The sequence below is a fragment of the Solidesulfovibrio fructosivorans JJ] genome (assembly GCF_000179555.1).
GTDB classification, from domain to species: domain Bacteria; phylum Desulfobacterota; class Desulfovibrionia; order Desulfovibrionales; family Desulfovibrionaceae; genus Solidesulfovibrio; species Solidesulfovibrio fructosivorans.
Window position 1 is genome coordinate 180,420 of record NZ_AECZ01000004.1, and the last position, 22,059, is coordinate 202,478.

Genomic DNA, 22,059 nt, shown 5'->3' on the forward strand with positions numbered 1-22,059 from the left:
CGCGGCCCGCGTCGGCAAAAACCTAAGCATGGACAGACGCGCCGTCTCGCGCTAGAAAGACAATATATAGCTGGAAACAGACATGACCACGGAACGTATCGCCCCCACCCTCCAAACCCTGCCCCGGCCCGTCTACCCGCGCAGCGAATCCCTGCCCGCCGGGTCCGTGTCCCGGGCCCACGCCCACCCCTTCGGCCAGCTCTCCTTCGCCGGCGAAGGCGTGCTCCTCGTGCGTACCGAAACCGGCAGCCACGTCGCCCCGCCCCAACGCGCCGTCTGGGTGCCGCCCGGCATGGCCCACGAAGTCGCCGCATCGCGCCGCTCCGAAATGCGCGGCCTCTATATCGGCTGGGACCAGGACATCTTCCGCCCGCTGCAATGCCTCGTGCTCTCCGTCACGCCCCTGGCCCGCGAACTCATCCTCGCCGTCTGCGCCCTGCCCGTGCTCTACGACGAACACGGTCCCGACGGCCGGCTCGTGGCCGCGCTCCTCGACCAGCTCGCCAGCCTCCCCGTCGCCGACTTCAGCCTCCCCTGGCCCAAGGACCAGCGCCTGACCGCCATCTGCCAAGCCCTCACCGACAGCCCCGACGACAGCCGCACCGCCAGCGCCTTCGCCAAATCCGCCGGCATGACCGAACGTACCCTCGGCCGCCTCTTCGTCGGCCAAACCGGGCTGACCTTCGGCAACTGGCGACGCCGGGCGCGACTGCTCGCCTCGCTTTCGCTGCTCGAAGCCGGCAAAACCGTCACCACCACCGCCATCGAATGCGGCTACGACTCCACCTCCGCCTTCATCGCCGCCTTTCGCGAAGCCTTCGGCATCACGCCCGGGGCGTTCGTACGCGGCGGCGTTTAGGCAGCAGGCGGCAAGCGACAGGATGAGGCAGGGGCGCTGCCCCTGCGACCCCGCCAGGGCTCCGCCCTGGACCCGCCGGAGGGCTTATGCCCTCCGGACCTCCCTTTACCGGGTTGGGATGGTGAGGCGGGAGTTCGGTCGGTGATGTCGGTGGTGCCTTTCTTGTTGCCGCAATCGGCCCGGCGACACGAGGCGCGTTGCGCCTCGACGCCGGACACGATTGCGGCAACAACCACGCCAGCGGCGAAGCGCCGCATTTACAAAAAGAAGAGATGTTCTCCGAATGTCGCCCCCTTGGGGCGACCGGCGTGGTGGCGGCGGAATTTGCCGGGACGGTGCATGTCGCTTCGCGACAAGCTCGTCCCAGACAAATTCCGCCGCCATCTTCTCACACTCCGCCTTCCCGCCAGCCAACCCCACTCCCACCCGCCAAAGCACCCCGGATGGGGGGTCCGGGGGGCCCGTGGCCTCCCGGCGGGGTCCGGGGCAGCGCCCCGGCTACGACGACGACGCCTACGCCTCGGGCAGCACCTTGATAGCGACGAGGGTGACGTCGTCTTCGGGCTGGGCCTCGCCGAGGAAAGCGCACAGCCCGGCCAGGACGGCATCGACGATTTCGGCGGCCGGAGCGCCATGATGCCGCTTGAGCAGTTCGCGTACGCGGTCCTTGCCGAACATTTCGCCGGCGGGGTTGCGGGCTTCCCAGAGGCCGTCGGTGGCGAGCAGCGCCACCTGGCCGGGCTTCATGCCCGCGGCGCTGTTTTCGGCGTAGCGGGCTTCGGTGACGATGCCGAGGGGGGGGCCGCCCTTGTCGGGGATATCCTGGACGAGGCCGGTTTCGGCGTCGTAGAGGATGATGGGGTCGTGTCCGGCGCGCACCCAGTGGATGCGTTTTTTCTCGATATCGATGGCGAGGTAGAAGAGCGTCATGAACCGGCCGGAATCGGCCAGATCGGCGCACAGGAGCTTGTTGACGTCGTCGATGACGGCGGCCAGCGAGCCGGGCTGGAAGGAGCGCATGCGCAGAAAGGCCCGGGCTGTGGTCATGAGCAGGGCGGCGGCGATGCCGTGGCCGGTAACGTCGCCGATGATGACGCCGAAGCTGCCATTTTGTTCGTTGGGCTCGTGGATGAAGTCGTAGTAGTCGCCGCCGGTTTCATCGCTGTAGAGGCTGGTGCCGGCGATATCGAAGCCCGGCAGTCCCGGCGCGGCCTGGGGCAGGAGGTTGCGCTGCACTTCCTCGGCCAGGGCCAGGGCCTGGCGCAGCAGTTCGTTTTTGCGCTGGATTTCCAGGCGCGCCTCGTTGATTTCCTGGTTGATGGCCCGCATGAGGGCCTGGGAGCGGTCTTTTTGGGCTTCGAGACGTTCCCGGGAGCTGTTGGCGCGGTCCAGGGCCCGGGTCAGGGCGCGGATTTCCCGGCGCAGGGATTCGGCCTCGCCGGTGGGGCAGGAATCCTTGGCATCCACGGGCGCAAGACGAGACGCCGCGACCTCGCCGCCAAGCACGAGGCTTACGAGGGACCCGTTGTGCAGGTGCAGGGGCAGGTCCCTGGCCGAGGGGGCGAGTTCCCCGAAGCAGTAGAACCCGGCCACGGGCGTGCCCGGCGGCAGCGCGGCGACCATCTGGGAAACTTCCTCGTCGGCCCTGGTGCCGAGGATGTCCTTGCGGGTGGAGCAGGAAAGAAGCAGTGCGCCGGCCGGCGTGAACGCGCCCCTGGCTTCTTCGGCCAGCTCCCGGCTCCTGGCGCGGATGTCGGCGAGCATGCCGGGCCGGTCGGCCTCGGCCAGCTGGACCATGGCCCCTTCGGGCACGCCGGCCGCGAACTGAATGCTGCCGTCGTCCTCGCTGTAGAACCCCGGCGCGCGCAGGTAAAAATCCTTTTTCACCTCGCAGGCCACGGCCAGGGGCAGTTCCGTGGCCGGTTCGGCATGGGGGCCGAGGTAGCGGCGGTAGAAATCCAGGGCCGTGTCGTCGCCGATACGGCTGACGATGCTCCCGGAAACCCCGGTCACGCGCGACAGGCCGCCCACGGGCCGCCAGCCCCGCGACAGGCGCATGGCCGAGGGGATATCGCCGGTCAGCAGCATAAACGGCGCGGCATGAAGGAGCACCTCGCGGCCGCAAAACTGGCGCACGGGCCGCCGGTCGGCAAGTTGCCGCGCGGAGATGCCGCCAAGGACCATGCACTCCGGGCCAAGGGCCGCATCCAGGGCCTGGCCGAAGGCCTGGACGCCGCCCCGGCCGCCGTCCGGGAAAGCCAGGCACAGGGACGGGGGCGCGACGAGGCCTTTCCGGGCCGTTTCCAGGGCGTCGCGCGCCTGGGCCGCCGCATCGGCACCCGGGCCGGCGAAGTCGCGGACAAGGCCCACGGAGCAGCCGATGCCCTCGCCGCCAAAGGCCACGAGCAGCACCGAATCGTCGCTGACGCCGCCGACCGAGGACATCTCGCCGGCCGTGGTCGCGCCGACCAGGGGCACGCCCGGGAAGGCCTCCTCGATGACGCGCAAAATCAGGCCGTGGTCGTAGCCGACCCCGGTGAACAAAAGCAGCCCGACCGGCGCCGCGTCGCCAAGCCCCTGCCGGCAGGACGCAACCGCGCTCCGGGCGGCGCAGTCCGCATCCAGACACTTGGCATGCCCGACCGCCATCCGCAACATGCACACCTCCTCGCGAGGCTCCCGCCCCTGCCGGGAAGACAGGCGGACCAAGGGAGCATAATGCATTATTGGTCCGATTCGGAAAATGGCAAGGCCTCCGGCGCGACGCAACCGGCCGTCCCGACCACCCCGCCCCGGCCGGTCCCCGGAAAACGCCCGCCTAACCCCGCCATTGCCTTTCGTTTCACTTCGAAGGGACGGCCGGTTCCGTCAATTCGCGGATAATGCCGCATTGGTCGATGGGCGTGGCCCCGGTGCAGCGTTGGCGCAAGGCGCGCAGTTGCGCCTGGAGGGCCTGGAGGCGGTCGATGCGCTCGGTGATGTGGCCGATGTGCGTTTCGAGCAGCGTGTTGACCTCGCCGCAATCCGGACAAGCGCCGTCCGTAAGGGCGAGCAGGGCCCGGATTTCGTCGAGGTTCATTTCCAGCGCCCGGCAGTTGCGGATAAACGACAGCCGGGCGAGGTGGGCGGCGTTGTAGAGCCGGTAGTTGCCGTCCGAACGCTCCGGCGGCGGCAAGAGCCCTTCCTTCTCGTAGTACCGGACCGTATCCGGCCGGCACCCCGTGCGTCTGGCCAGTTCACCGATGCGCATGCTTTTTTTCCTCCGATACGGATAAGGGCTTGACCCTGGAGTCGCTCCAAGGTGTGTCATGGGGGCGAACAACGCAAGGAGGATTTTCCATGCCAAGCCATGCGCACTCCCATGACCATGGTCATGATCCGTTTGATAAGCCCTGCTGTTGCGGCCACGAAAATTGCCGGACAAGCGCCGACGCGCCCGGGGCCGGGGAAGACATTCCTGAAGCGGCCAGAAAGGACACCTTCCGCATTGAGGCCATGGACTGTCCCATGGAAGAGGCCATGATCCGCAAGGCGCTCGGGGCCATGCCCGGTGTGGCCGGGATGCGCTTCAACCTGCTGGCCCGGGAGCTGACGGTGCACCACGACCTGCCGGACACCATCGGCATCGTGGCGGCCATCGCGGCGCTGGGCATGGAGGCCGTGCCGGTCACGGCCGAGGGGCCGCCGCGCCTGGCCGCCGGGCCGACCGGACCGTGGGTGACGCCGGTCCAGGTCGCGGCCCTGGCCGTCGCCGTGGCGGCGGAGGTCACCGAATGGCTGGGGATTTTTAGGCCCTGGCTGCCCCTTGCCTGCGCCCTGGCCGCCATCCTGGCCTGCGGCCTGCCCATCTACCGCAAGGGATTGACGGCGCTCAAAAACCGGGAACTCAACATCAACGCGCTCATGAGCATCGCCGCCACCGGGGCGGTCCTTCTCGGCCAGTTCCCGGAAGCGGCCATGGTCATGGTGCTTTTCGCCATTGCCGAACAGATGGAATCCGCGTCCCTGGCCAGGGCCAGGCAGGCGGTCACGGCGCTTTTGTCCCTGGCCCCGGAGCAGGCGACCATGCGGCGGGAAAACGGCGCGTTCGCGGTGGTTCCCGCCCGGGAAGTGCCGGTCGGCGCGACGGTGCGCTTGCAGCCCGGGGAGCGCGTACCCCTCGACGGCAAGGTGGTCGCCGGCCGGTCCTCGGTCGACCAGTCGCCCATCACCGGCGAGAGCCTGCCTGTGGAGAAAGAGCCGGGCGACCCCCTTTTCGCCGGCGCCATCAACCAGGAAGGCGAACTGGTGATGGAGACGACGGCCCTGGCCGACGACTCGACGCTTTCCCGCATCACCCGGGCGGTGGTGGCCGCGCCAAGCAAAAAGTCCGGCACCCAGCGCTTCGTGGACCGCTTCGCGGCGGTCTACACCCCGGCCGTCTTCGCCGTGGCCGTGGCCGTGGCCGTGCTGCCGCCGCTTTTCTGGGGCGGCGGGTTCGTGGACTGGATATACAAGGGACTGGTCATCCTGGTCATCGCCTGCCCCTGCGCCCTGGTCATCTCCACGCCGGTCTCCGTGGTCAGCGGGTTGGCCGCCGCCGCCAAGCACGGCATCCTGGTCAAGGGCGGGCTGTTTCTGGAGCGGGGCCACGCCCTGCGCGCCCTGGGCCTCGACAAGACCGGCACGGTGACCACCGGCCGGCCGGCCCAGACGGACTTCGAAAACCGCGCCGGCGAGGCGGCCGCCAACCGGGCCGTGGCGGCAAGCCTGGCCGCGCGCTCGGACCATCCCGTGTCCCGGGCCGTGGCGAACGCGGCGGCGGACGACGGCATAACGCCCCGGCACGTGGAGGCGTTCACCGCCCTGCCCGGCCTTGGCGTGCGCGGCACCGTGGACGGCCGCGTCTTTCATCTCGGCAACCACCGGCTGATCGAGGAGCTTGGGCTGTGCTCGCCGGCCCTGGAGGCGAGGCTCGATGCCCTCGAAAGCGTGGGCAAGACCACCGTGCTCCTGGCCGACGCGGACGGAGTGCTGGCGCTTTTCGCCGCCGCCGACGCGGTGCGGCCCCACAGCCGCGACGCCGTGGCCCAACTTCATGCCCTCGGCGTTTCCACCGTGCTTTTATCCGGGGACAACACCCACACGGCCGAGGCCATCGCCCGGGAGGTGGGCATCGATGCCGCCCATGGCGACCGGATGCCCGAGGACAAGGCCGAGGCCATCGCGGCGCTTCGCCGGGAGCATCGCGGCAAGGGGCTGGTGGGCATGGTCGGCGACGGCATCAACGACGCCCCGGCGCTGGCGGCGGCGGACATCGGCTTCGCCATGGGCGCGGCCGGCACCGACGCGGCCATCGAGACGGCGGACGTGGCCATCATGGACGACGACCCGCGCAAGCTCGCCGCCTTTATCCGGCTGTCCCGGGATACCGTCGCCGTGCTGCGCCAAAACATCGCCCTGGCCTTGGGGCTCAAGGGGCTCGTGCTGGCGCTGACCGTGGCGGGCTACGGCTCCATGCTTTTGGCCGTCTTCGCCGACATGGGCACGAGCCTGCTGGTCATCGGCAACGGACTGCGGCTGTTGCGGAAATAGTCCGGATACCGGTCAGACATATCAAACAAGGAGTCAGGCCTATAGTTTTCCGTTTTTCCTGCCGATAGTAAACAATGATACCATAGCGGGAGGCCGGACATGGAGATAGGGAGCGCGACATCGCCGTTTGCGGCCGGCTTTGCCGTATCGCAAACCATGGGCACGACGGGGAAGCAACAGGCCGATGCGGCCGGGTCCGCCACCGATTCGGGCCGCGGCTACCAAAGAGCCCTGGGATCGACGGCATCGAGCGCGTCGAATGTCCTGGCCAATAATTTTGTCCAGACGAATTTTGAACAATCGAAATACGTCACGGCGACGGTCTCAAATCTCCAGACGGAGCGCGACTTCGGCGACAAGATGGGGACCTTGCTTGACAGCCTCAAGGGGCAAGCCGCACTCCTTAACACCAAAATGCATGTTTCCAGCCACGACTCGACATACGTCGTCGCGACCCTCATGCAGCATAAAGTGAAAGACGGCGTCAAGCAGGTGACCAACGACGAATACATGGACCAATCGGCCGACAACCTGGACGACCTCAAGGACGAGATCGAACAGCGGGCCGAAGAGGCGACCCAGCCCCAGGACCCCAGCCAGGGCGATGCCGCCGATACGTCGCAAACCGCCGACACGGCCGACGCATCCACGGCCACAACAGCGACCGATCAGGCCGCGCCGACCGGGCAGGACGCCAGCGCGTTAGCCGACACCCGGGAGAACGGCGGACAGCAGGCCGAGACCGTGACCGAAGCGGCCACCGCCGCCGGCGCATCAAACGCCACGGGCGCGGCAACGCCGCCCACAGCCGTTTCCGGCGACGCCGCCACAAGCGAACCCGCGCAAAATCCCAGCCTCCTCCCGCCGACGACCGCATCCCTGGATATCCTGGTCTGAGGCGGCAATCGCCGGCAATCAACCATCCGGGAACGGACAAGAGCGCCACAGCGCCGACCATCCTTGTCGACATGGGCACGAATCCGACTGTTCTCGGCAACGGCTTGCGGCTGTTGCGCAAATAAATTTCCGCCACAGTCCCATCGAACAGGCGATCAGACCTAGAGTTTTTCGCCTACCTCACCGATAGGTAATATGACACCGAATACGGGAGGCCGGACATGGAGATCGGAAGCGCGACATCGCCTTTCACGGCGGGCCTTGCCCTATCGCAAAAGGCCGCCACGACCGGGACGCAACAGGCCGATGCGGCCGCATCCACCGGAAACGGCAGCCGCATCTACCAGCGTGCCATGGGAACAACGGCCGGGGGCGCGTCCGATCTGCTGGGAAATAATTTTGTGCACGCGGACTCCGGCCAATCAAAATATGTCGCGGCGACGATCATGGATCTTCAAACGGATATGAGCTTCAGCGACAAGATGGGGTCGCTGCTCGGAAGCCTCGACGCGCAGTACGCCGCCCTTACCGGCAGCGGCGTTTCGAAATATGCCGCCGCCGCCATCATGCAGCACAAGGTGAAAGAGGGCGTCAAGCAGGTGACCAACGACGAATACATGGACCAATCGGCCGACAACCTGGACAACCTCAAGGACGACATCGAAAAGCGGGCCGAAGAGGCGACCCAGCCCCAGGACCCAAGCCAGGGCGATGCCGCCGATACGTCGCAAACCGCCGATGCGGCCGACGCATCCACAGCCACGACGCCGGGCGATCAGGACGCGTCGACCGGGCAGGACGCCGGCCAGACAGCCGATACACAGCAAACCGACGATCAGACCGCTCCGGCGACCGAAACGGCCACCGGCGCCGGCGCATCAAACGCCACGGGCGCGGCAACGCCTCCCGCCGCCGTTTCCGGCAACGCCGCCACAAGCGAAACCGCGCAAAACCCCAGCCTCCTCCCGCCGACGACCGTATCCCTGGACATCCTGGTCTGAGGCGGCGAAGTCCCCCCGGCCGGCGGCCGCCTCAAAGGCTTCCGCCGCCCCGCAACATCCGCGCAAGCCCCGCCACGCCGCGCCGCAGCACCTCCATGTCCGGCCCGAAGCTCAGCCGGATGTGGTCCTTGTAGCACGAATGGGGCCGCCGCCGCCCGGGGTTCACGTCGAAAAACGCCCCGGGCACGACGATGACCTTTTCCGCCAACGCCTTTTCGAAAAAGACCATGGCGTCGCGAAACGCCTCGGGCAGGCCCTTGAGGCTGGCCCAGACGTAAAAGCCGCCGGCCGGCTCGGCCTCGATCTCGAACCCCAGCTGGAGCAGTTCGCGCACGAGGTACTCGCGCTTGTGGCCGAATTCCGCCTTGATGGCCGCGATCTCCCGCTCGGCCACCTCCGGGGAGAGCAACTCCATGGCCGCGCGCTGGAGCGGATGGTTCGCGCCGCCGTCCAGAAACGAGCCGGCGCTGGCCACGGCCTCGATGACCGGGCTCGGGCCCACGATCCAGCCGACCCGCCAGCCAGGATAGCGCCAGTTCTTGGTCACGCCGTCCACCACGATCACCGGGTCCCGGTCCACGTCCTCCACGAAAGCCGCGGCCGAAACCCGCGCCTCGTCCCGGCCGTAGACGTAATGGGAATAGAACTCGTCCATGATCAGGGCGCAGTCGTACGTCCTGGAGAGTTCCACCCACCGCCGCAGTTCGTCCCCGGCCACCAGCCGGCCCGTGGGGTTGGACGGATTGGAGGTGAGGATCGCCCCGAGGCCCCGGCTGACGATCTCACGCTCCAGCACGGAAGGAGCCATGCGGTAGCCGGTCTCGGGATCGAGGAGAATGGGGATCGGAGTGAAGGAACGGAAGACGGCCAGCAGTTCCTCGTAGGCCGTGTAATCCGGGATGAAATGGCCGAGGTTGATGTTGCCGAGGGCCGCGGCGACGCGGGTGAGCGCCGCACGCCCGCCCGGGGCGATGCAGACGTTGCGCCAGGTGTACTTGGAGCGTTTCCCCCGGCGGTGAAAGTGGTTGTAGAACTCGGCCACCTTCATGCGCAGGTCCTGCCGGCCGGCGACCGGCGCGTATTCCTGTTCGCAGGCGTCGCACTCCACGCAGGCGATGCGCCGGGGGGCGTCGGGCAGCCCGGAAGTGGACGGCGCGCCCTGGCCCAGGTTGGCCCATTCCGGGTGCTCGGAGGTAAATCCCAGCGCCCGGGCGCGGTGCATGACGTGGATCACGCCCGTGCGCGGCACGCTGCGAAAGCCGGGAACGGGGCAGGTATGGGCAAGGCCGTCGGTACACGACGGATCGAGGGTATCATCCGAAATCCGAAGTTCGGCGGGCTGGGGCAGATACATGCTGTTTTCTCCGTGCTGGATAGTGTGCGGACAAACGCCGTCGCGACAGACGAGAGGCGGCGCGCGCCCGACAAAGGGGCGGGCCGACGGGCGGTCGCGACTGCATGGCCAGGGCCAACGAGTTGTTCCGGATCACGAGGATCAGCCGAGCGGGCGCCTTACGCGCGGCCCGGCTATCCAGCAACGGCGGCGGCGGCGAATGCGAATGCGGAGGCGTTCCCGGCAAGGCGGGAGAGAAAAGCGGAAGTTGGCGGCTGGGATGCGTTCCCCAAGCCGTCGAGCCAAGCGCTGCCGGGACGATGTCCCAAGCGGCACGGACTGGAGGGACTGAACGGGGATGTGGCCTTCATGGACGATATAGTAGAGAGAACGGGGCGAAAAGGTCAAGTGTCGCGGGCCTATTTTCCTTTCACCGGGAAAGTTTCCGACTCCCGGACCACCAAGCGACACGTGCCGACGGCCCGGCGTCCTTGACGGCGCCCCCCTCCTCCTTCCACCAGGACGCGCGATAAAAAAGCCCATACCTCCGGGTTCCCGCCGGAGGATATGGGCCAACAGGCAAAAAAGCCGGGGAAAGGCTAGTTCGACTTTCTCTCCAGCACGATCTTGCCGGCGTCCAGGCAGGAAACCTTGAATTCGTCGCCCTGGCTGAAGCCATAGTTGGCGAGCAGGGTCGGGCTCAGGCGAAGGCCGTTTTTGGCGAACTTCACGCTTCCGGAGGATACGCGCGCATCCATTCCTTCGATCTTGTAAAATTTCTCATCCAGCATCATCAGCTTCGTGAGGTGATTTTTCAACGTCGTTTTGGGGATACGGATAGAAACATCAATACTTCAAAACAATATCCGAGGAGTTCGGTTGTGTTTCGTTCCCACGCCCAGTTCCTGGCCAAAGGGAACAAAGAAAGACCGATCGATGCACACCGTGCGATCGGGCGATCGCGCGCCGGGCGCGCGAAACAACCGGCTCGGCGCGGGCTCTTTTCACGGCGACGGCCGAGGCCAATCTCCTGAGGGGACGTTGCAAGAGGAAGGGAGGGCGGCGCTCTGCGGCCCTCCATAGCGCCACCCCGGCTCAGCAGCCGACGAATTGCTCGACCACCTGCCGCAACTGCTCCACATGGGCCGGGTATTCCAGCAAGACATCCACCTCGCCCGAATCGAGCAGAAAGGAGCTTTCGCCAAAGTTCTTGGTCACGACAATCAGGGGGGTTCTTTTTTCCGAGGCGGCAGCCGCGCTTTCCCTGACGCGCTTGACCGCATCCTTGGCTTCCGCTTCGAAGGAAACATCCAACACGACGGCGTCGAAGGTTTCCCGTTTGAAAATCGCTTCCGCTTCTTCGACGGAATGCACGACGTCGACCTCGTAGGCCTGGCCCTTTATCGTGTCCGCCAGAATGGTTCCCTGCGCAATGTTCCTATCGATAAGCAATGTCTTGGACATATTCCCACTCCTTGAGGATCGCTTGATTTCCCTGACCGTTCCCTCGTTTTTCCCCATCAAGGGCTTCTCGGATTATGCCATTCTTACGATGCTTTTCCCGGCACGGCAAGCGGGACGGCCTTTTTCCCGCCTCTCCGCCTTCCCGGGGCCACCCCCTGCTCCCTTGCACCAGGGCCCTAGGCGGGCCATAGTGGCCCATGAACTTTACATTCCAAACTCCGGGCAAGGTCATCTTCGGCCGCGACACGGCCGGCCAACTCCCCGAACACATCGCCGCGCACGGCCGCGCCCCGCTCATCGTCACGGGCGCGACCCCGGAGCGGCACCAGGCACTGCTTAAGGCCCTGCGCCAGGCCGGCCTGACTGTGACCGTCTTTCCCGTGGCCGGGGAACCCGCCGTGGAAACGGCCGCGACCGGCGCGCGTCTGGCCCGCGAGGCCGGCTGCGACGTGGTGGTCGGCATCGGCGGCGGCGGCGCCCTCGACACGGCCAAGGCCGTGGCCGCGCTGGCAACCAACACCGCCGAGATCCTCACCTATCTGGAGGTGGTCGGCCAGGGCCGGCCCCTGACCGAGCGCCCGTTGCCGTGCATCGCCGTGCCGACCACGGCCGGCACCGGAGCCGAGGCCACGGCCAACGCCGTGCTCACCGTGCCCGAGGCGCGGGTGAAGGTCAGCCTGCGTTCGGCCATGATGCTTCCGGAGGTCGCCCTGGTGGACCCGCTGCTTTCGGCGACCATGCCGCCGGCGGTGACGGCGGCCACGGGCCTCGACGCCCTGACCCAGCTGCTGGAGTCCTTCGTCTCGGACAAGGCCAACCCCATGACCGACGCCCTGTGCCGGGAGGGGCTGCCCCGGGCCGCCCGGGGACTCGCCGCGGCCTATGCGGACGGAAACGACCTTCAGGCGCGAGAGGATATGGCCCTGGCGAGTCTTTTGGGCGGCATGGCCCTGGCCAATGCCAAGCTCGGGGCCGTGCACGGGTTCGCCGCGCCCATCGGCGGCCTTTTCGGCGCGCCGCACGGTTTCGTCTGCGCAAGCCTCCTGCCCTTCGTCACGGCGGCCAACATCAAGGCCCTTCGCGACCGCGCCCCGGAGGCTCCCGCCCTGGCCGCCTACGCCACGGCCGCCCGCCTGCTCACCGGTTCGCCGGAAGCCACGCCGGAAGACGCCGCGAACTGGCTGGCCGCAACCTGCCGCGCCCTCCAGGCCCCCTCCCTGGGAAACCTCGGCGTGACGGCGGCCGACATCCCGCTCGTCGTCGAAAAAGCCGCCAAGGCCAGCAGCATGCGGGGCAACCCCGTGGAACTGTCGTCCGACGAACTGGCGGCCATCCTCACCGCCGCCATCGGTTAGCCCCAGCACAGCAACCACCAAAGGCCGCTTCCCCACGCCTTTCATACGAAATGTCCTCGAAATGGCCTGACCGGACAAGGTCCCCATTATAAGATTTAGGAAGGGGAGAGCGCGAGAGGGGCTACTGCCCTTTTTAAAGGGTTTCCCCTCTCGCATCTCCTCCTCCCCTCTTCCCCATAAAATAAGGCGGCATGGCCGAAGCCATGCCGCCGCGCGCATGTTTTCCCCGCGGTTTGGCTCGCCTTAGGGCAACCGCGGGGACCGGGCAATATGTTCGCGCGCCGGCCTTGCAATCGTTATGGCGTATGGCGAGGCCGGCACGGGTGCGTGTCTGCTAGGCTTCCACCCAGTTCTTGCAGCGTTCCACGGCCCGCTGCCAGCCGTGGATCAGCTTTTCCCGCTCGGCCGGGGACTTGTTCGGCTCGAAGCGGCGGTCGAGCTGCCACATGGCGGCGATTTCGTCCTCGCTTTGCCAGAAGCCGACGGCCAGGCCGGCCAGATAGGCCGCGCCAAGGGCCGTGGTCTCGGTCACCCTGGGCCGCTCGACAGGCACGCCCAGCACGTTTGCCTGGCACTGCATGAGCAGGTTGTTGCGGGTGGCCCCACCGTCGGCACGCAGGGTCTCCAGCTTGATGCCGGCGTCCTTTTGCATGCAGCCCATGATGTCGTAGGTCTGGAGGGCGATGGATTCGATGGCCGCCCGGGCGATATGGGCCTTGGTCGTGCCGCGGGTGATGCCGACCATGGTGCCGCGGGCGTACTGGTCCCAATGGGGCGCGCCAAGGCCGACAAAAGCCGGCACCAGAAAGACGCCGCCGTTGTCCGGCACGGACAGGGCGAGCTGTTCCACCTCGGGGGCGCTTTTGATGATGCCAAGGCCGTCGCGCAGCCACTGCACCACCGCGCCGGCGATGAACACGCTGCCTTCCAGGGCGTAATACCGCCCCGACGGCGTGCCCCAGGCCACGGTGGTCAGGAGGTTGTTGGTGCTGGGGCGGGGGGTGGTGCCGGTGTTCATGAGCATGAAGCAGCCGGTGCCGTAGGTGTTTTTGGCCATGCCCTCGTGCAGGCAGGCGTTGCCGTAGGTGGCGGCCTGCTGGTCGCCGGCGATGCCGGCGATGGGCAGAGCCCGGCCCAGAAACTCGGGATGCACCTCGCCGACCACTTCCGAGGACTGGCTCACGCGGGGCAGCATGGAGCGGGGCACGCCCATGATATCGAGCAGCTCGTCGTCCCACTGGCCGGTATGGATGTTGTAGAGCAGGGTCCGGCTGGCGTTGGACGTGTCGGTGACGTGGACCGCGCCCTTGGTCAGGTTCCAGATGAGCCAGGAATCGATGGTGCCGAAGAGCAGTTCGCCCTTTTCGGCCTTGGCCCGGGCTCCGGGGACGTTGTCGAGCATCCAGCGGATCTTGGTGCCGGCGAAATAGGCGTCGATGACCAGGCCGGTTTTGGAGCGGAAGGTGTCTTCCAGGCCGCGTTTTTTGAGCTCGTCGCAAAAGCCGGCCGTGCGGCGGTCCTGCCAGACGATGGCGTTGTGGATGGGGGAGCCGGTGGCCTTTTCCCAAACCACGGTGGTCTCGCGCTGGTTGGTGATGCCGATGGCCGCCACATCCGAGGCGTCGGCATCGGCCTGGCTCAGGCATTCGCCCATGACGAAGGACTGGGTGTCGAAGATTTCGTTGGCGTTGTGCTCCACCCAACCCGGCTGGGGATAAATCTGGGTGAACTCCTTTTGCGCGATCTGCTTGATGTCGCCTTCGCGGGTGAAAAGGATGGCCCGGGAACTGGTCGTGCCCTGGTCAAGGGCCAGAATGTACTTGCTCATGATCTACACTCCTCACATTCCTGCGCGCCGTCTTCGCAAAAATCGGCATTGGGGTCCTTGTTGAGCGCTCCGGTGGTCCTGTCGTAGACAAGCGCACCAAGCGGGCCGCCGACGAGGGGTCCGAGGATGGGCACGAGCACGATGCTCACATCCATCAGGTTCGGTTGGGTGAAGCCGGCCAGCAGGGCGAAAAAGCGCGGGCCGAAGTCGCGGGCCGGGTTGATGGCGTATCCGTTCATGGCCCCGAGGCTCATGCCGATGGCCATGACCAGCATGGCCACGGCCACGGGGCCGATCCAGGGCACTTTGTTCTTGGCGCCGAAGTCGCCGATGGAAAGGATGCCGAACATGAGCACGGCGGTGCCGATGATCTGGTCGATAAAGCCCGGCCAGAACCCGGGCACGGCCGGGAAGGTGCAGAAGATGCCGGCCGTTTTGACCAGCGTCGGGTCGGCCATGAGCCATTTGGCCTTGAAATCAAGGAACACGATGGCCGCGCCGAGAAAGCCGCCGGCGGTCTGGGCCAGGGTGTAGGGCAGCACCTTGCCCCAGGGGAAGCGGCCGGTGGCGGCCAGGGCCAGAGTCACGGCGGGGTTGATGTGCGCGCCGGAGCGCAGGCTGGCCAGCACCCCGAAAAAGACGCCCAATCCCCAACCGAAGGTGATCGTATCCCATGATATGTTCAGCGCTTCGCCGAAAAAGACCTTCATGGCCACGCATCCGGCTCCGAATATGATGAGGATCATGGTCCCCAGGAATTCGGAGAACATCTCCTTGCCAAGTGACGACTCGTTCATGGAATACCCCTCTTACAGCGCTTCGACCGTTGGCCCGTCCCCTTCCGGGCGGGAACAGGGCTGTTTGCCCAGGCCTTCCTCCGCCAATGTGTCCGCCGAACCGGCCTGCGACGCATCCTGCCCGGAAAACCAGGTCGCAAGCAGCCGGCGGGCGCTCTCCACTTCACGGACGCGACGGTCCTCGTCCCAGCCGAGTTCCCGCCCCATGATCGCCGCCACGACCGGGGCCGCTTCCTCGGCATGGCGCATGTCCACAAGTCCAAGAGGCAGTCGCCGCAGCAACACGTCGCCAAGGCGCACCGCCATCTCCCGGCGCACGGCAAAGGCCACTTCCGCGCCGATATAGGGATGCTCCGGATGAATGGGCGTCAAGAGATCAAGTTCGCGGCCAAGAGCCAGCACCGTTCCGGCCTCATCGCCGTAGAGGGAGTACAATGAGCGGGCCAGCTCCTCGGCGATGTTTTCGCGGGCGGCCAGATCCCGCCAGGCCTCGGGATAGTAGGCCCGCGAACCGATCAGGCGCAGCTCGCGGGTGACGCAGGGGCGGCCTTCGCCAAGGCCGAAGGCGGCGCAGGCCGCGTCCACGGCGTCCTCGGCCATGGCGCGGTAGCTCGTCCACTTGCCGCCGGCCATGGTCAAAAGCCCGGACGGGCTCTCGGTCAGGACGTGGGTGCGGGCCAGCTCCTGGGTGCTCCCCTTCTTGGGATCGAAGACCAGCGGCCGCAGGCCGTTCCACACGGCCAGGACGTCCCGGCCGGTCACGGGCTTGCGCAGATAGGCGCTGGCGTAGCGCAGCAGGTAGTCCACGTCCTTGCAATCCGGGGCCGGATCGACCGTGATGTCCGCCGGTTCATCGGTGGTGCCGAAAAGGACGTGGCCCTGCCAGGGGATCATAAAAAGCACGCGGCCGTCCTCGGTGCGCGGAATCATGAGCGACAGGTCGTCGGGGACGGTGCCGGACTCAAGCAGGATATGGATGCCGGAGCTGACCTTGAGCATGCCCGGCGCATCAGGGTCGTCCATGCGCCTGATGGCGTCGGCAAAGGGGCCGGTGGCGTTGATCACGCCCTTGGCGGCCACGGTCCAGGCGCGGCCGCTTTGGCGGTCGCGCAGGTTCGCGCCGCGGATGCGGCCGTTTTCCTTGACGAGCCCGGTCACTTCCACGTGGTTGGCGCACACGGCCCCGTAGGCGGCGGCGGTCCGGGCCAGGGTCACGGCCATGCGCGCGTCGTTGAACTGGCCGTCGGCGTAGATGACCGCGGCCTTGTAGTCGTCGAGGTTGAGCTGGGGAAAGAGCTTTTTCGCCTTGCGCCTGGTGACGACGCGGCTGTGCCCCAGGGAGAGCCGGCCGGCCAGGAGATCGTAGAGCACCAGGCCGGCGAAGATGTAGGCGGCCTGAAACCAGGTTTTGACCGGGGTCATGAGGCGGATGGCATGGGCCAGGTGGGGGGCGTTTTTGAGCAGCCGGCCGCGCTCGCGCAGCCCCTCGCGCACGAGGTTGAACTGCTCCCGGTCGCACTTGAGGATGGCCTTTTCCAGGTAGCGCACGCCGCCGTGCACCAGCTTGGTGCTCTTGCTGCTGGTGCCCTGGGCGAAGTCGTCGCGCTCCACCAGGGCGACGCGAAGGCCCCGGGTGGCCGCGTCCAGGGCGATGCCGCAGCCGGTGGCTCCGCCGCCGATCACGAGAAGGTCGAAAGTTTCCCCGTCCTGCAGACGGGCGAGCTGTTCCTGTCTGTCCATGGCTCCGCCTTGGCTTTAAGGGTTGAGCAGACTGCGGGCCGTGCTCGCGTCCGTAACAAAGGCATGCGCATAGCCGCGACGCAGCACGGCTTGCAAAATGGGCACCTTGGCCATGCCGCCGGAGACGAGAATGATGCGGGGCACCTTGCACAGCCCCGCGAAATCCGGAGACATGCTGCACTGGTTGATGCCGTGGTCCAGCACGTTGCCGTCGGCGTCGAGAAAGCGGCCGAAAAATTCCCCCACCGCGCCGGCCCGGGCCAGATCGCGGCGCTGGTCCAGGCTGATGGCCCCCAGCGCGATGTTGGTGGCCTGGGCGGTCATGTCGCCAACGGCGGTGAGGATCATGTCCACGTCCAGGGCTTCCTTGTAAAAGGTGCGGAAAAAGGGCTGGGCGGCGATGGTCTCGCGCACGTCCGGGGTGGAAACGAACATGGGCGCGGGCAGGTGGTTGCAGACCTCGGCCGAGAGCTTTCTGGCGAACATGGCCGTGGAATCGAAGGGATTGACCGGGCTTCTGGGCACGCCGCCGTAGAGGGAGGTGACGGAAAGGCCGCGCACGGCGCGAATGACCAGGCCGTTTATGGCCGCGCGCATGGTGTTGCCCCAGCCGACGCCCAGGCGCTGGCCGTCGGCCAGCTCGCGGGAGGCGTATTCGCCGGCCGGGCGGCCGATGGTTTCGTAGTAATGTTGTCCGGCGCGCTCGGGGGTCGGCACGACGATGGCGCGGGTCAGGCCGAACTCGCGGACGAGGTCGGCTTCCAGGGCGACGCAGTCGCGAAAGGCGGTGTTGATGACGACCCGGATCAGCCCGGCCTCGCGTCCGGCCTGAAGCAGGCGGTTGACCTTGAGGCGCGTGAGCCCGAGGCGTTCGCCGATGTCCCCCTGGGTGAGCTCTTCGTGGAAATAGAGCCAGGCGACCCGTGAGATCAGCTGGTTTTCCTCTTCGTCGAACCCGGTCATGGGAGCCTCCGGCCTGTTGGCGCTCGGGGTGTTGGCGATGTGTGATCTTTGTGTCTCTTCCAATACAATTGTAAAACAAATGTGTCAACGGCCTTTTCAGAATTCGTGACCCGCCCGTTGCGCGCGTTTGGCGGCAAAAGCGGCTGTTTTCACAAAAATGTCCATCAATTCAAAATAAATATATAATAATAACAGGATATTTCAAATCAGGACGCGACACAGACACTTCCAATCCTTGCGCTCAAAACATCTGATCATTTGTTTTTACAAAAGATAATTTGTTTAAAAAGACGCCGCCAACCGAGTCCGCCGCCGCCCGACGCCCCACCCCACTCCCCACGACGGCCCGGCCGGGCCGTCCGACAGGCCTTTCCTTTAACATTATCAATCGATCGATTGACAATGTTGCCGCGTGGGCGCATATCTCCCCGCACCTTGCCACAGCCGGGCAAGGCCAAGGATCGCGCCATGCCCCAGGCACCCGAAAAAAACGACAAACGCCTCGCCAAGGGCCGCCAGACCCGGGAAAGACTTCTGGCGGAAGCGCTGCGGCTTTTCGCGCAGCACGGCTACGCCGGCGTCGGCACAAGGGAAGTGGCGGCCGCCGCCAAGACCAACATCGCCTCCATCGCCTTCCACTTTTCCGGCAAGGAAGGGCTCTACCGGGCGGTCATCGAACACGTGTCCGGCGAGCTGGCCCGGCTGCACCAGGCCGCCATCGCCGAGGCCACGGCCCAAAGCGCGGCCGGCGGCGAGGAGGCCGGGGACAGGGCAAAGCGCATCGTCACCGACCTCATCACCCGGCTTTTGACGTCCAACCGCTCACGCTGGATGACGCTTTTGCTGCAACGCGAATTCATCACCCCGACCCCCTTTTTCGACGTCATCTACGAAAGCACCATCGAGCCGACGCTTACGGCCCTGGCGGCGCTGGCAAGCGAAATCAACGGAAAGTCACAGGCGTCCCCGGAAAACAAGGTGCTGGCCTTTTCCCTTTTCATCATGACCAGCGCCTTTCAGCGCAACCGGAACACCTTTTTGCGGTTCATCGAAAAGGATGCCTATTCGCCAGAGGATATCGAAACCATCAGTCGTGTCGTGGCCAGATTCGTGAAAAACGGCCTGCTCCAACCCCAAGAAACAAACGAAGCCTTGTCGCCATGTCCCAGCAAACAAAACTTCTGACCATCGATTTCATCTGCATCTGTCTGCTCATCTTCCTGGCCTACTGCAACATCACGGTCTTCTACAATCTCTACCTCTATCTCCAGGAAATAGACATTCCCGCCAACTGGCGCGGCTTCCTCATCGGCTGCTCGTCGCTTTCCACCATCGCTTTTTTCCTGTTCGCCAGCCCCTATCTGACCGTCAAAAACGCCATTCCCTGCGCCCTGGCCGGGGCGCTGATCATGATCGGCTGCGGCATAAGCTACCTGTACGCCCACGGCGTCGCGAGCCTCCTGCTCGTGCGACTGGCCAACGGCGCGGCCGTGTATCTGCTTTCCGCCGGCTGCATGACGCTCATGGTCTCGCGCATCGCCCCGGAGCACAGCGGCCAGGCCTTCAGCCTCTATTCCATCGCCCTGCTTTTGCCCTATTCCCTGGTCCCGTCCGTGTGCGACGTCGTCACGCCCCACCTGCCGTCGGTGGCGTACACGTATCGCGACATGTCCCTGCTGCTCGTGCCCGGGCTGGCCATGATCGCCGTCATCAGCCGGCGGCAGCGCCGGGCGAGACACGGCGACGCGTCCCAGCCGGCCATGTCGCTTGGCGAGATGTACCGCAACGCGCTTACCCCCCGCATCGGGTTGGTGCTTTTGCTCAACGGCATCTACATCATCACCTTCGCCTCGCTTTTCTTCATGGCCCAGGGGCTGTTCCGCTCCCGGGGATTTCACTCCGTGGGCTCGTATTTCACCATCCAGATGTTTTGCATGATCATCATCCGCCTGCTCGGCAACAGGCTCTTCGACAAGGTCCACAAGGTGCGGCTGATCATCTTCAGCTTCCTCGTCTCCTCGGCCAGTTTCGCGCTCATGGCCGTGTCCTACAGCCTGGTCGGGCTGTACGCCTCGTCGCTGCTCATGGGCATCGGCATGGGGGTCATCTCGCCGGCGCTCTACGGACTGATGTTCACCATCTCGTCGCCGCGCTTCAAGGCGGTCAATTCCAACCTGATGATGCTGTCCCTGCAGATCGGCAATTTCCTGGGACCGGTCTACGGGGCCTGGGTCATGCAGCGCGTCGGGTATGCGGATTTGTTCCTGTGCAATGCCGGCTGCTGTCTTGTCGGCATCGGGCTGTGCTTTTTGCTGACCAGCCACCGGATCGACGCCACGCGCAACATCGCCAACGCCTAGGGGCGACGGCGCTTTCCCCTCAAGGACACGCGATTGTTCCATGAGGCGAAGCCGCTCTCCGGCCGGCGGGAAAACCGGCGGCGCATAGCATAGGCGGCTTCCAACAAGCAGGTGCGGCATCGGAGGAAAATCCTTGACGTGGGGGGGGAACGGGGGTTTAGCTCGACCCCAGCGCAAGGCGTGGCGCGCCGCGCCGAATCCGCGCATAAAGGCTTCGTTGTGCACTGCGACAGCTCCTGCCCCATCGGCATCTTCGACTCCGGCGTCGGCGGCCTCACGGTCGCCCGGGCCGTCATGGACCGCCTGCCGAGCGAGTCCATCGTCTATTTCGGCGACACCGCCCGCGTGCCATACGGCGTCAAATCCCCGGACACGGTGGCCCGCTACGCCGGCCAGATCACGAATTTTCTTTTGGCCAAAAACGTCAAGCTCCTGATCGTCGCCTGCAACACCATGGCCGCCGTGGCCCTGCCGGCCATCACCGCCCTGTCCCCGGCCCCGGTCCTCGAAGTCATCTCGGCCGGAGCGGCGAGCGCCCTGGCCGCGACCAGGACCAAGCGCATCGGGATCATCGCCACGCCCTCGACCATCGCCAGCCGGGCCTACGAATCGGCCCTGGCCGCCCTGGGCGGTCCGGAGGTCTTCACCGCCTCGAAGGCCTGTCCGCTGTTCGTGCCCCTGGTCGAGGAAGGCTGGCTGGCCCACCCGGCCACGCGGCTGGTGGCCGAGGAATACCTGACGCCGCTTCTGGCCGAAAATCTCGACACGCTCATTCTCGGCTGCACCCACTATCCGCTTCTGGCCCCGCTTTTGGCCGAGGTGGCCGGACCGGACGTGCGCCTGCAGGATTCGGCCACGGCCGTGGCCGAACGCGCCGCCGCCGTGCTGGGCTACCTGGGCCTGGCCGCGCCGAAGGGGCCGGACACGCCGCGCCACGTGTTCCACGTCACGGACATGCCGCGAAAATTCCGGGAAATCGGCGAACTCTTCCTCGGCCGTCCCATGGAGGACGTGCGCCTGGAAAAGCTCTAAGTAGCCGCTAGGGCGTGGCCGGCGACGGGTTTTCCGTCGTGGGTCGGCCTGTCGTCGGAGTCGGAGACAGGGGCTCGGCCGGGGCCGGATGCGCCACCGCCGAGGTGGCGGGGACGGACTTGGCGGCGGGAGCCGGCCTGGACGCGGGAACGGCCTTGTGGTCGGAAGCGGGTTTGGACCTGGGGAGGGGTTTGGGCGTGAAGGGAGCCGGGACTTTTGGCGGCGTCTCGGCCCTGGCGCAGGCCATGCGGGCGCTTTGATATTCCACCCCGGCGGCGGCAAAGGACGGATCGAGGAGCATGGCCCGGCGATAGGCGGCCAGGGCATGGCGGCAATCGCCGGTGGCCATGGCCAGATTGGCCCGGTAATAATAGACTTGGGCGCTTTTCGAGCCCCGGCCGATGGCCGCGTCCAGGGAGGCGAGCGCCGCCTGGCGCCGCCCGGCCTCGTATTGCAAGATGCCCAGGGCTTCGAGGGGGCGCGGGTCGGCGGCATCGGCCGCGGCCGCTCGCGAAAGCTCGGTCGCTGCGCGCTTTGCGTCACCGGTCTTGGCGGCGCAAAGGCCCAGGTAGAAATGGGCCTCGGCCAGATCCGGGGCCTGCCCGGCGGCGGCGGCCAGATCCGGCAGGGCGGCTTGAAACTTCCCGGCGGCAAAGGCCTTTTTCCCGGCGGCCAGACGTTCGGCGGCCGAAGGAAGGGGCGCGACGGGAGCCGGCGGCAAGGCCTTTCTGGCGCAGCCCCCGAAGCAGGCGGCCAGAAACCACAGGGCCAGGACAAGGGACATACCCCGAACGGAAAACCGGTCCATCCCGCCAGCCTCCTGTCGTCTCGGCGTTTTTTCCCGCTCCGGACGCCC

At 66.4% G+C, this 22,059-nt stretch carries 17 protein-coding genes and 1 pseudogene; 8 read left to right on the top strand and 10 right to left on the bottom strand.

Going from position 1 to position 22,059, the window contains the following annotated elements:
• Positions 1-82 precede the first annotated feature (82 nt).
• On the top strand, positions 83-859 hold the full coding sequence (locus DESFRDRAFT_RS04545; protein ID WP_005991585.1) for an AraC family transcriptional regulator: 777 nt from the start codon (positions 83-85) through the stop codon (positions 857-859).
• Positions 860-1,372: 513 nt separating this feature from the next.
• On the opposite strand, the gene DESFRDRAFT_RS04550 is transcribed toward DESFRDRAFT_RS04545, so the two are convergent.
• Positions 1,373-3,517, bottom strand: a complete 2,145-nt coding sequence (locus tag DESFRDRAFT_RS04550) for a SpoIIE family protein phosphatase (protein ID WP_005991587.1) — start codon at positions 3,515-3,517, stop codon at positions 1,373-1,375.
• A gap of 184 nt (positions 3,518-3,701) precedes the next feature.
• Positions 3,702-4,109 (bottom strand): Cd(II)/Pb(II)-responsive transcriptional regulator, encoded by a 408-nt coding sequence (cadR, locus tag DESFRDRAFT_RS04555; protein WP_005991589.1) that lies wholly within the window; start codon positions 4,107-4,109, stop codon positions 3,702-3,704.
• A gap of 89 nt (positions 4,110-4,198) precedes the next feature.
• Between cadR and DESFRDRAFT_RS04560 the strand changes: the two genes are divergently transcribed.
• The 3 genes from DESFRDRAFT_RS04560 to DESFRDRAFT_RS04570 all read left to right on the top strand — a co-directional run bounded on the left by DESFRDRAFT_RS04560 (position 4,199) and on the right by DESFRDRAFT_RS04570 (position 8,331).
• Positions 4,199-6,433 (top strand): heavy metal translocating P-type ATPase, encoded by a 2,235-nt coding sequence (locus DESFRDRAFT_RS04560; protein WP_005991591.1) that lies wholly within the window; start codon positions 4,199-4,201, stop codon positions 6,431-6,433.
• Between the two features lie 99 nt (positions 6,434-6,532).
• Entirely contained in the window at positions 6,533-7,330 is a 798-nt protein-coding gene (locus DESFRDRAFT_RS04565) for a hypothetical protein (RefSeq protein ID WP_005991592.1), read from the top strand.
• Between the two features lie 221 nt (positions 7,331-7,551).
• On the top strand, positions 7,552-8,331 hold the full coding sequence (locus DESFRDRAFT_RS04570) for a hypothetical protein (RefSeq protein ID WP_005991593.1): 780 nt from the start codon (positions 7,552-7,554) through the stop codon (positions 8,329-8,331).
• A gap of 31 nt (positions 8,332-8,362) precedes the next feature.
• Here the strand turns inward: DESFRDRAFT_RS04570 and DESFRDRAFT_RS04575 are convergent, their stop codons facing one another.
• The 3 genes and pseudogenes from DESFRDRAFT_RS04575 to DESFRDRAFT_RS04585 form a co-directional block, all read right to left on the bottom strand.
• A complete protein-coding gene (locus tag DESFRDRAFT_RS04575; RefSeq protein WP_005991594.1) occupies positions 8,363-9,685 on the bottom strand; it encodes a pyridoxal phosphate-dependent aminotransferase in 1,323 nt (440 codons plus the stop codon).
• A 578-nt stretch (positions 9,686-10,263) separates the two neighbouring features.
• A pseudogene (locus tag DESFRDRAFT_RS04580) lies at positions 10,264-10,497 on the bottom strand (ArsR family transcriptional regulator); the annotation flags it as partial.
• 262 nt (positions 10,498-10,759) lie between these two features.
• Positions 10,760-11,128 (bottom strand): DNA-binding transcriptional response regulator, encoded by a 369-nt coding sequence (locus tag DESFRDRAFT_RS04585; RefSeq protein ID WP_005991596.1) that lies wholly within the window; start codon positions 11,126-11,128, stop codon positions 10,760-10,762.
• A gap of 197 nt (positions 11,129-11,325) precedes the next feature.
• Between DESFRDRAFT_RS04585 and DESFRDRAFT_RS04590 the strand changes: the two genes are divergently transcribed.
• Positions 11,326-12,483 carry an iron-containing alcohol dehydrogenase gene (locus tag DESFRDRAFT_RS04590; RefSeq protein WP_005991597.1) on the top strand — a complete coding sequence of 386 codons (1,158 nt, stop codon included), beginning with the start codon at positions 11,326-11,328 and terminating at the stop codon, positions 12,481-12,483.
• Positions 12,484-12,817: 334 nt separating this feature from the next.
• Here the strand turns inward: DESFRDRAFT_RS04590 and glpK are convergent, their stop codons facing one another.
• The 4 genes from glpK to DESFRDRAFT_RS04610 are packed head-to-tail and all read right to left on the bottom strand — an operon-like array spanning position 12,818 to position 17,811.
• Positions 12,818-14,311: a glycerol kinase GlpK gene (glpK, locus tag DESFRDRAFT_RS04595; protein WP_005991598.1), complete on the bottom strand. Its 1,494-nt coding sequence runs from the start codon at positions 14,309-14,311 to the stop codon at positions 12,818-12,820.
• Positions 14,308-15,108, bottom strand: a complete 801-nt coding sequence (locus DESFRDRAFT_RS04600; RefSeq protein ID WP_005991599.1) for an MIP/aquaporin family protein — start codon at positions 15,106-15,108, stop codon at positions 14,308-14,310. Before DESFRDRAFT_RS04600 ends, glpK begins: the two co-directional genes overlap by 4 nt.
• A gap of 12 nt (positions 15,109-15,120) precedes the next feature.
• The gene (locus DESFRDRAFT_RS04605; protein WP_005991600.1) at positions 15,121-16,848 is read right to left on the bottom strand and encodes a glycerol-3-phosphate dehydrogenase/oxidase; all 1,728 of its coding nucleotides are present in this window, start codon (positions 16,846-16,848) and stop codon (positions 15,121-15,123) included.
• Between the two features lie 15 nt (positions 16,849-16,863).
• Positions 16,864-17,811: a sugar-binding transcriptional regulator gene (locus DESFRDRAFT_RS04610; RefSeq protein ID WP_005991601.1), complete on the bottom strand. Its 948-nt coding sequence runs from the start codon at positions 17,809-17,811 to the stop codon at positions 16,864-16,866.
• 468 nt (positions 17,812-18,279) lie between these two features.
• Between DESFRDRAFT_RS04610 and DESFRDRAFT_RS04615 the strand changes: the two genes are divergently transcribed.
• The 3 genes from DESFRDRAFT_RS04615 (at position 18,280) to murI (ending at position 21,203) form a co-directional block, all read left to right on the top strand.
• Entirely contained in the window at positions 18,280-18,996 is a 717-nt protein-coding gene (locus tag DESFRDRAFT_RS04615) for a CerR family C-terminal domain-containing protein (RefSeq protein ID WP_005991603.1), read from the top strand.
• Complete coding sequence (locus DESFRDRAFT_RS04620) at positions 18,972-20,171, top strand: MFS transporter (protein ID WP_005991605.1); 1,200 nt, start codon at positions 18,972-18,974, stop codon at positions 20,169-20,171. The genes DESFRDRAFT_RS04615 and DESFRDRAFT_RS04620 overlap by 25 nt, the downstream gene beginning before the upstream one ends.
• 180 nt (positions 20,172-20,351) lie before the next feature.
• Complete coding sequence (gene murI, locus DESFRDRAFT_RS04625) at positions 20,352-21,203, top strand: glutamate racemase (protein ID WP_233489557.1); 852 nt, start codon at positions 20,352-20,354, stop codon at positions 21,201-21,203.
• A 7-nt stretch (positions 21,204-21,210) separates the two neighbouring features.
• On the opposite strand, the gene DESFRDRAFT_RS04630 is transcribed toward murI, so the two are convergent.
• Positions 21,211-22,011 (bottom strand): tetratricopeptide repeat protein, encoded by an 801-nt coding sequence (locus DESFRDRAFT_RS04630; RefSeq protein ID WP_005991609.1) that lies wholly within the window; start codon positions 22,009-22,011, stop codon positions 21,211-21,213.
• Positions 22,012-22,059: the final 48 nt, after the last annotated feature.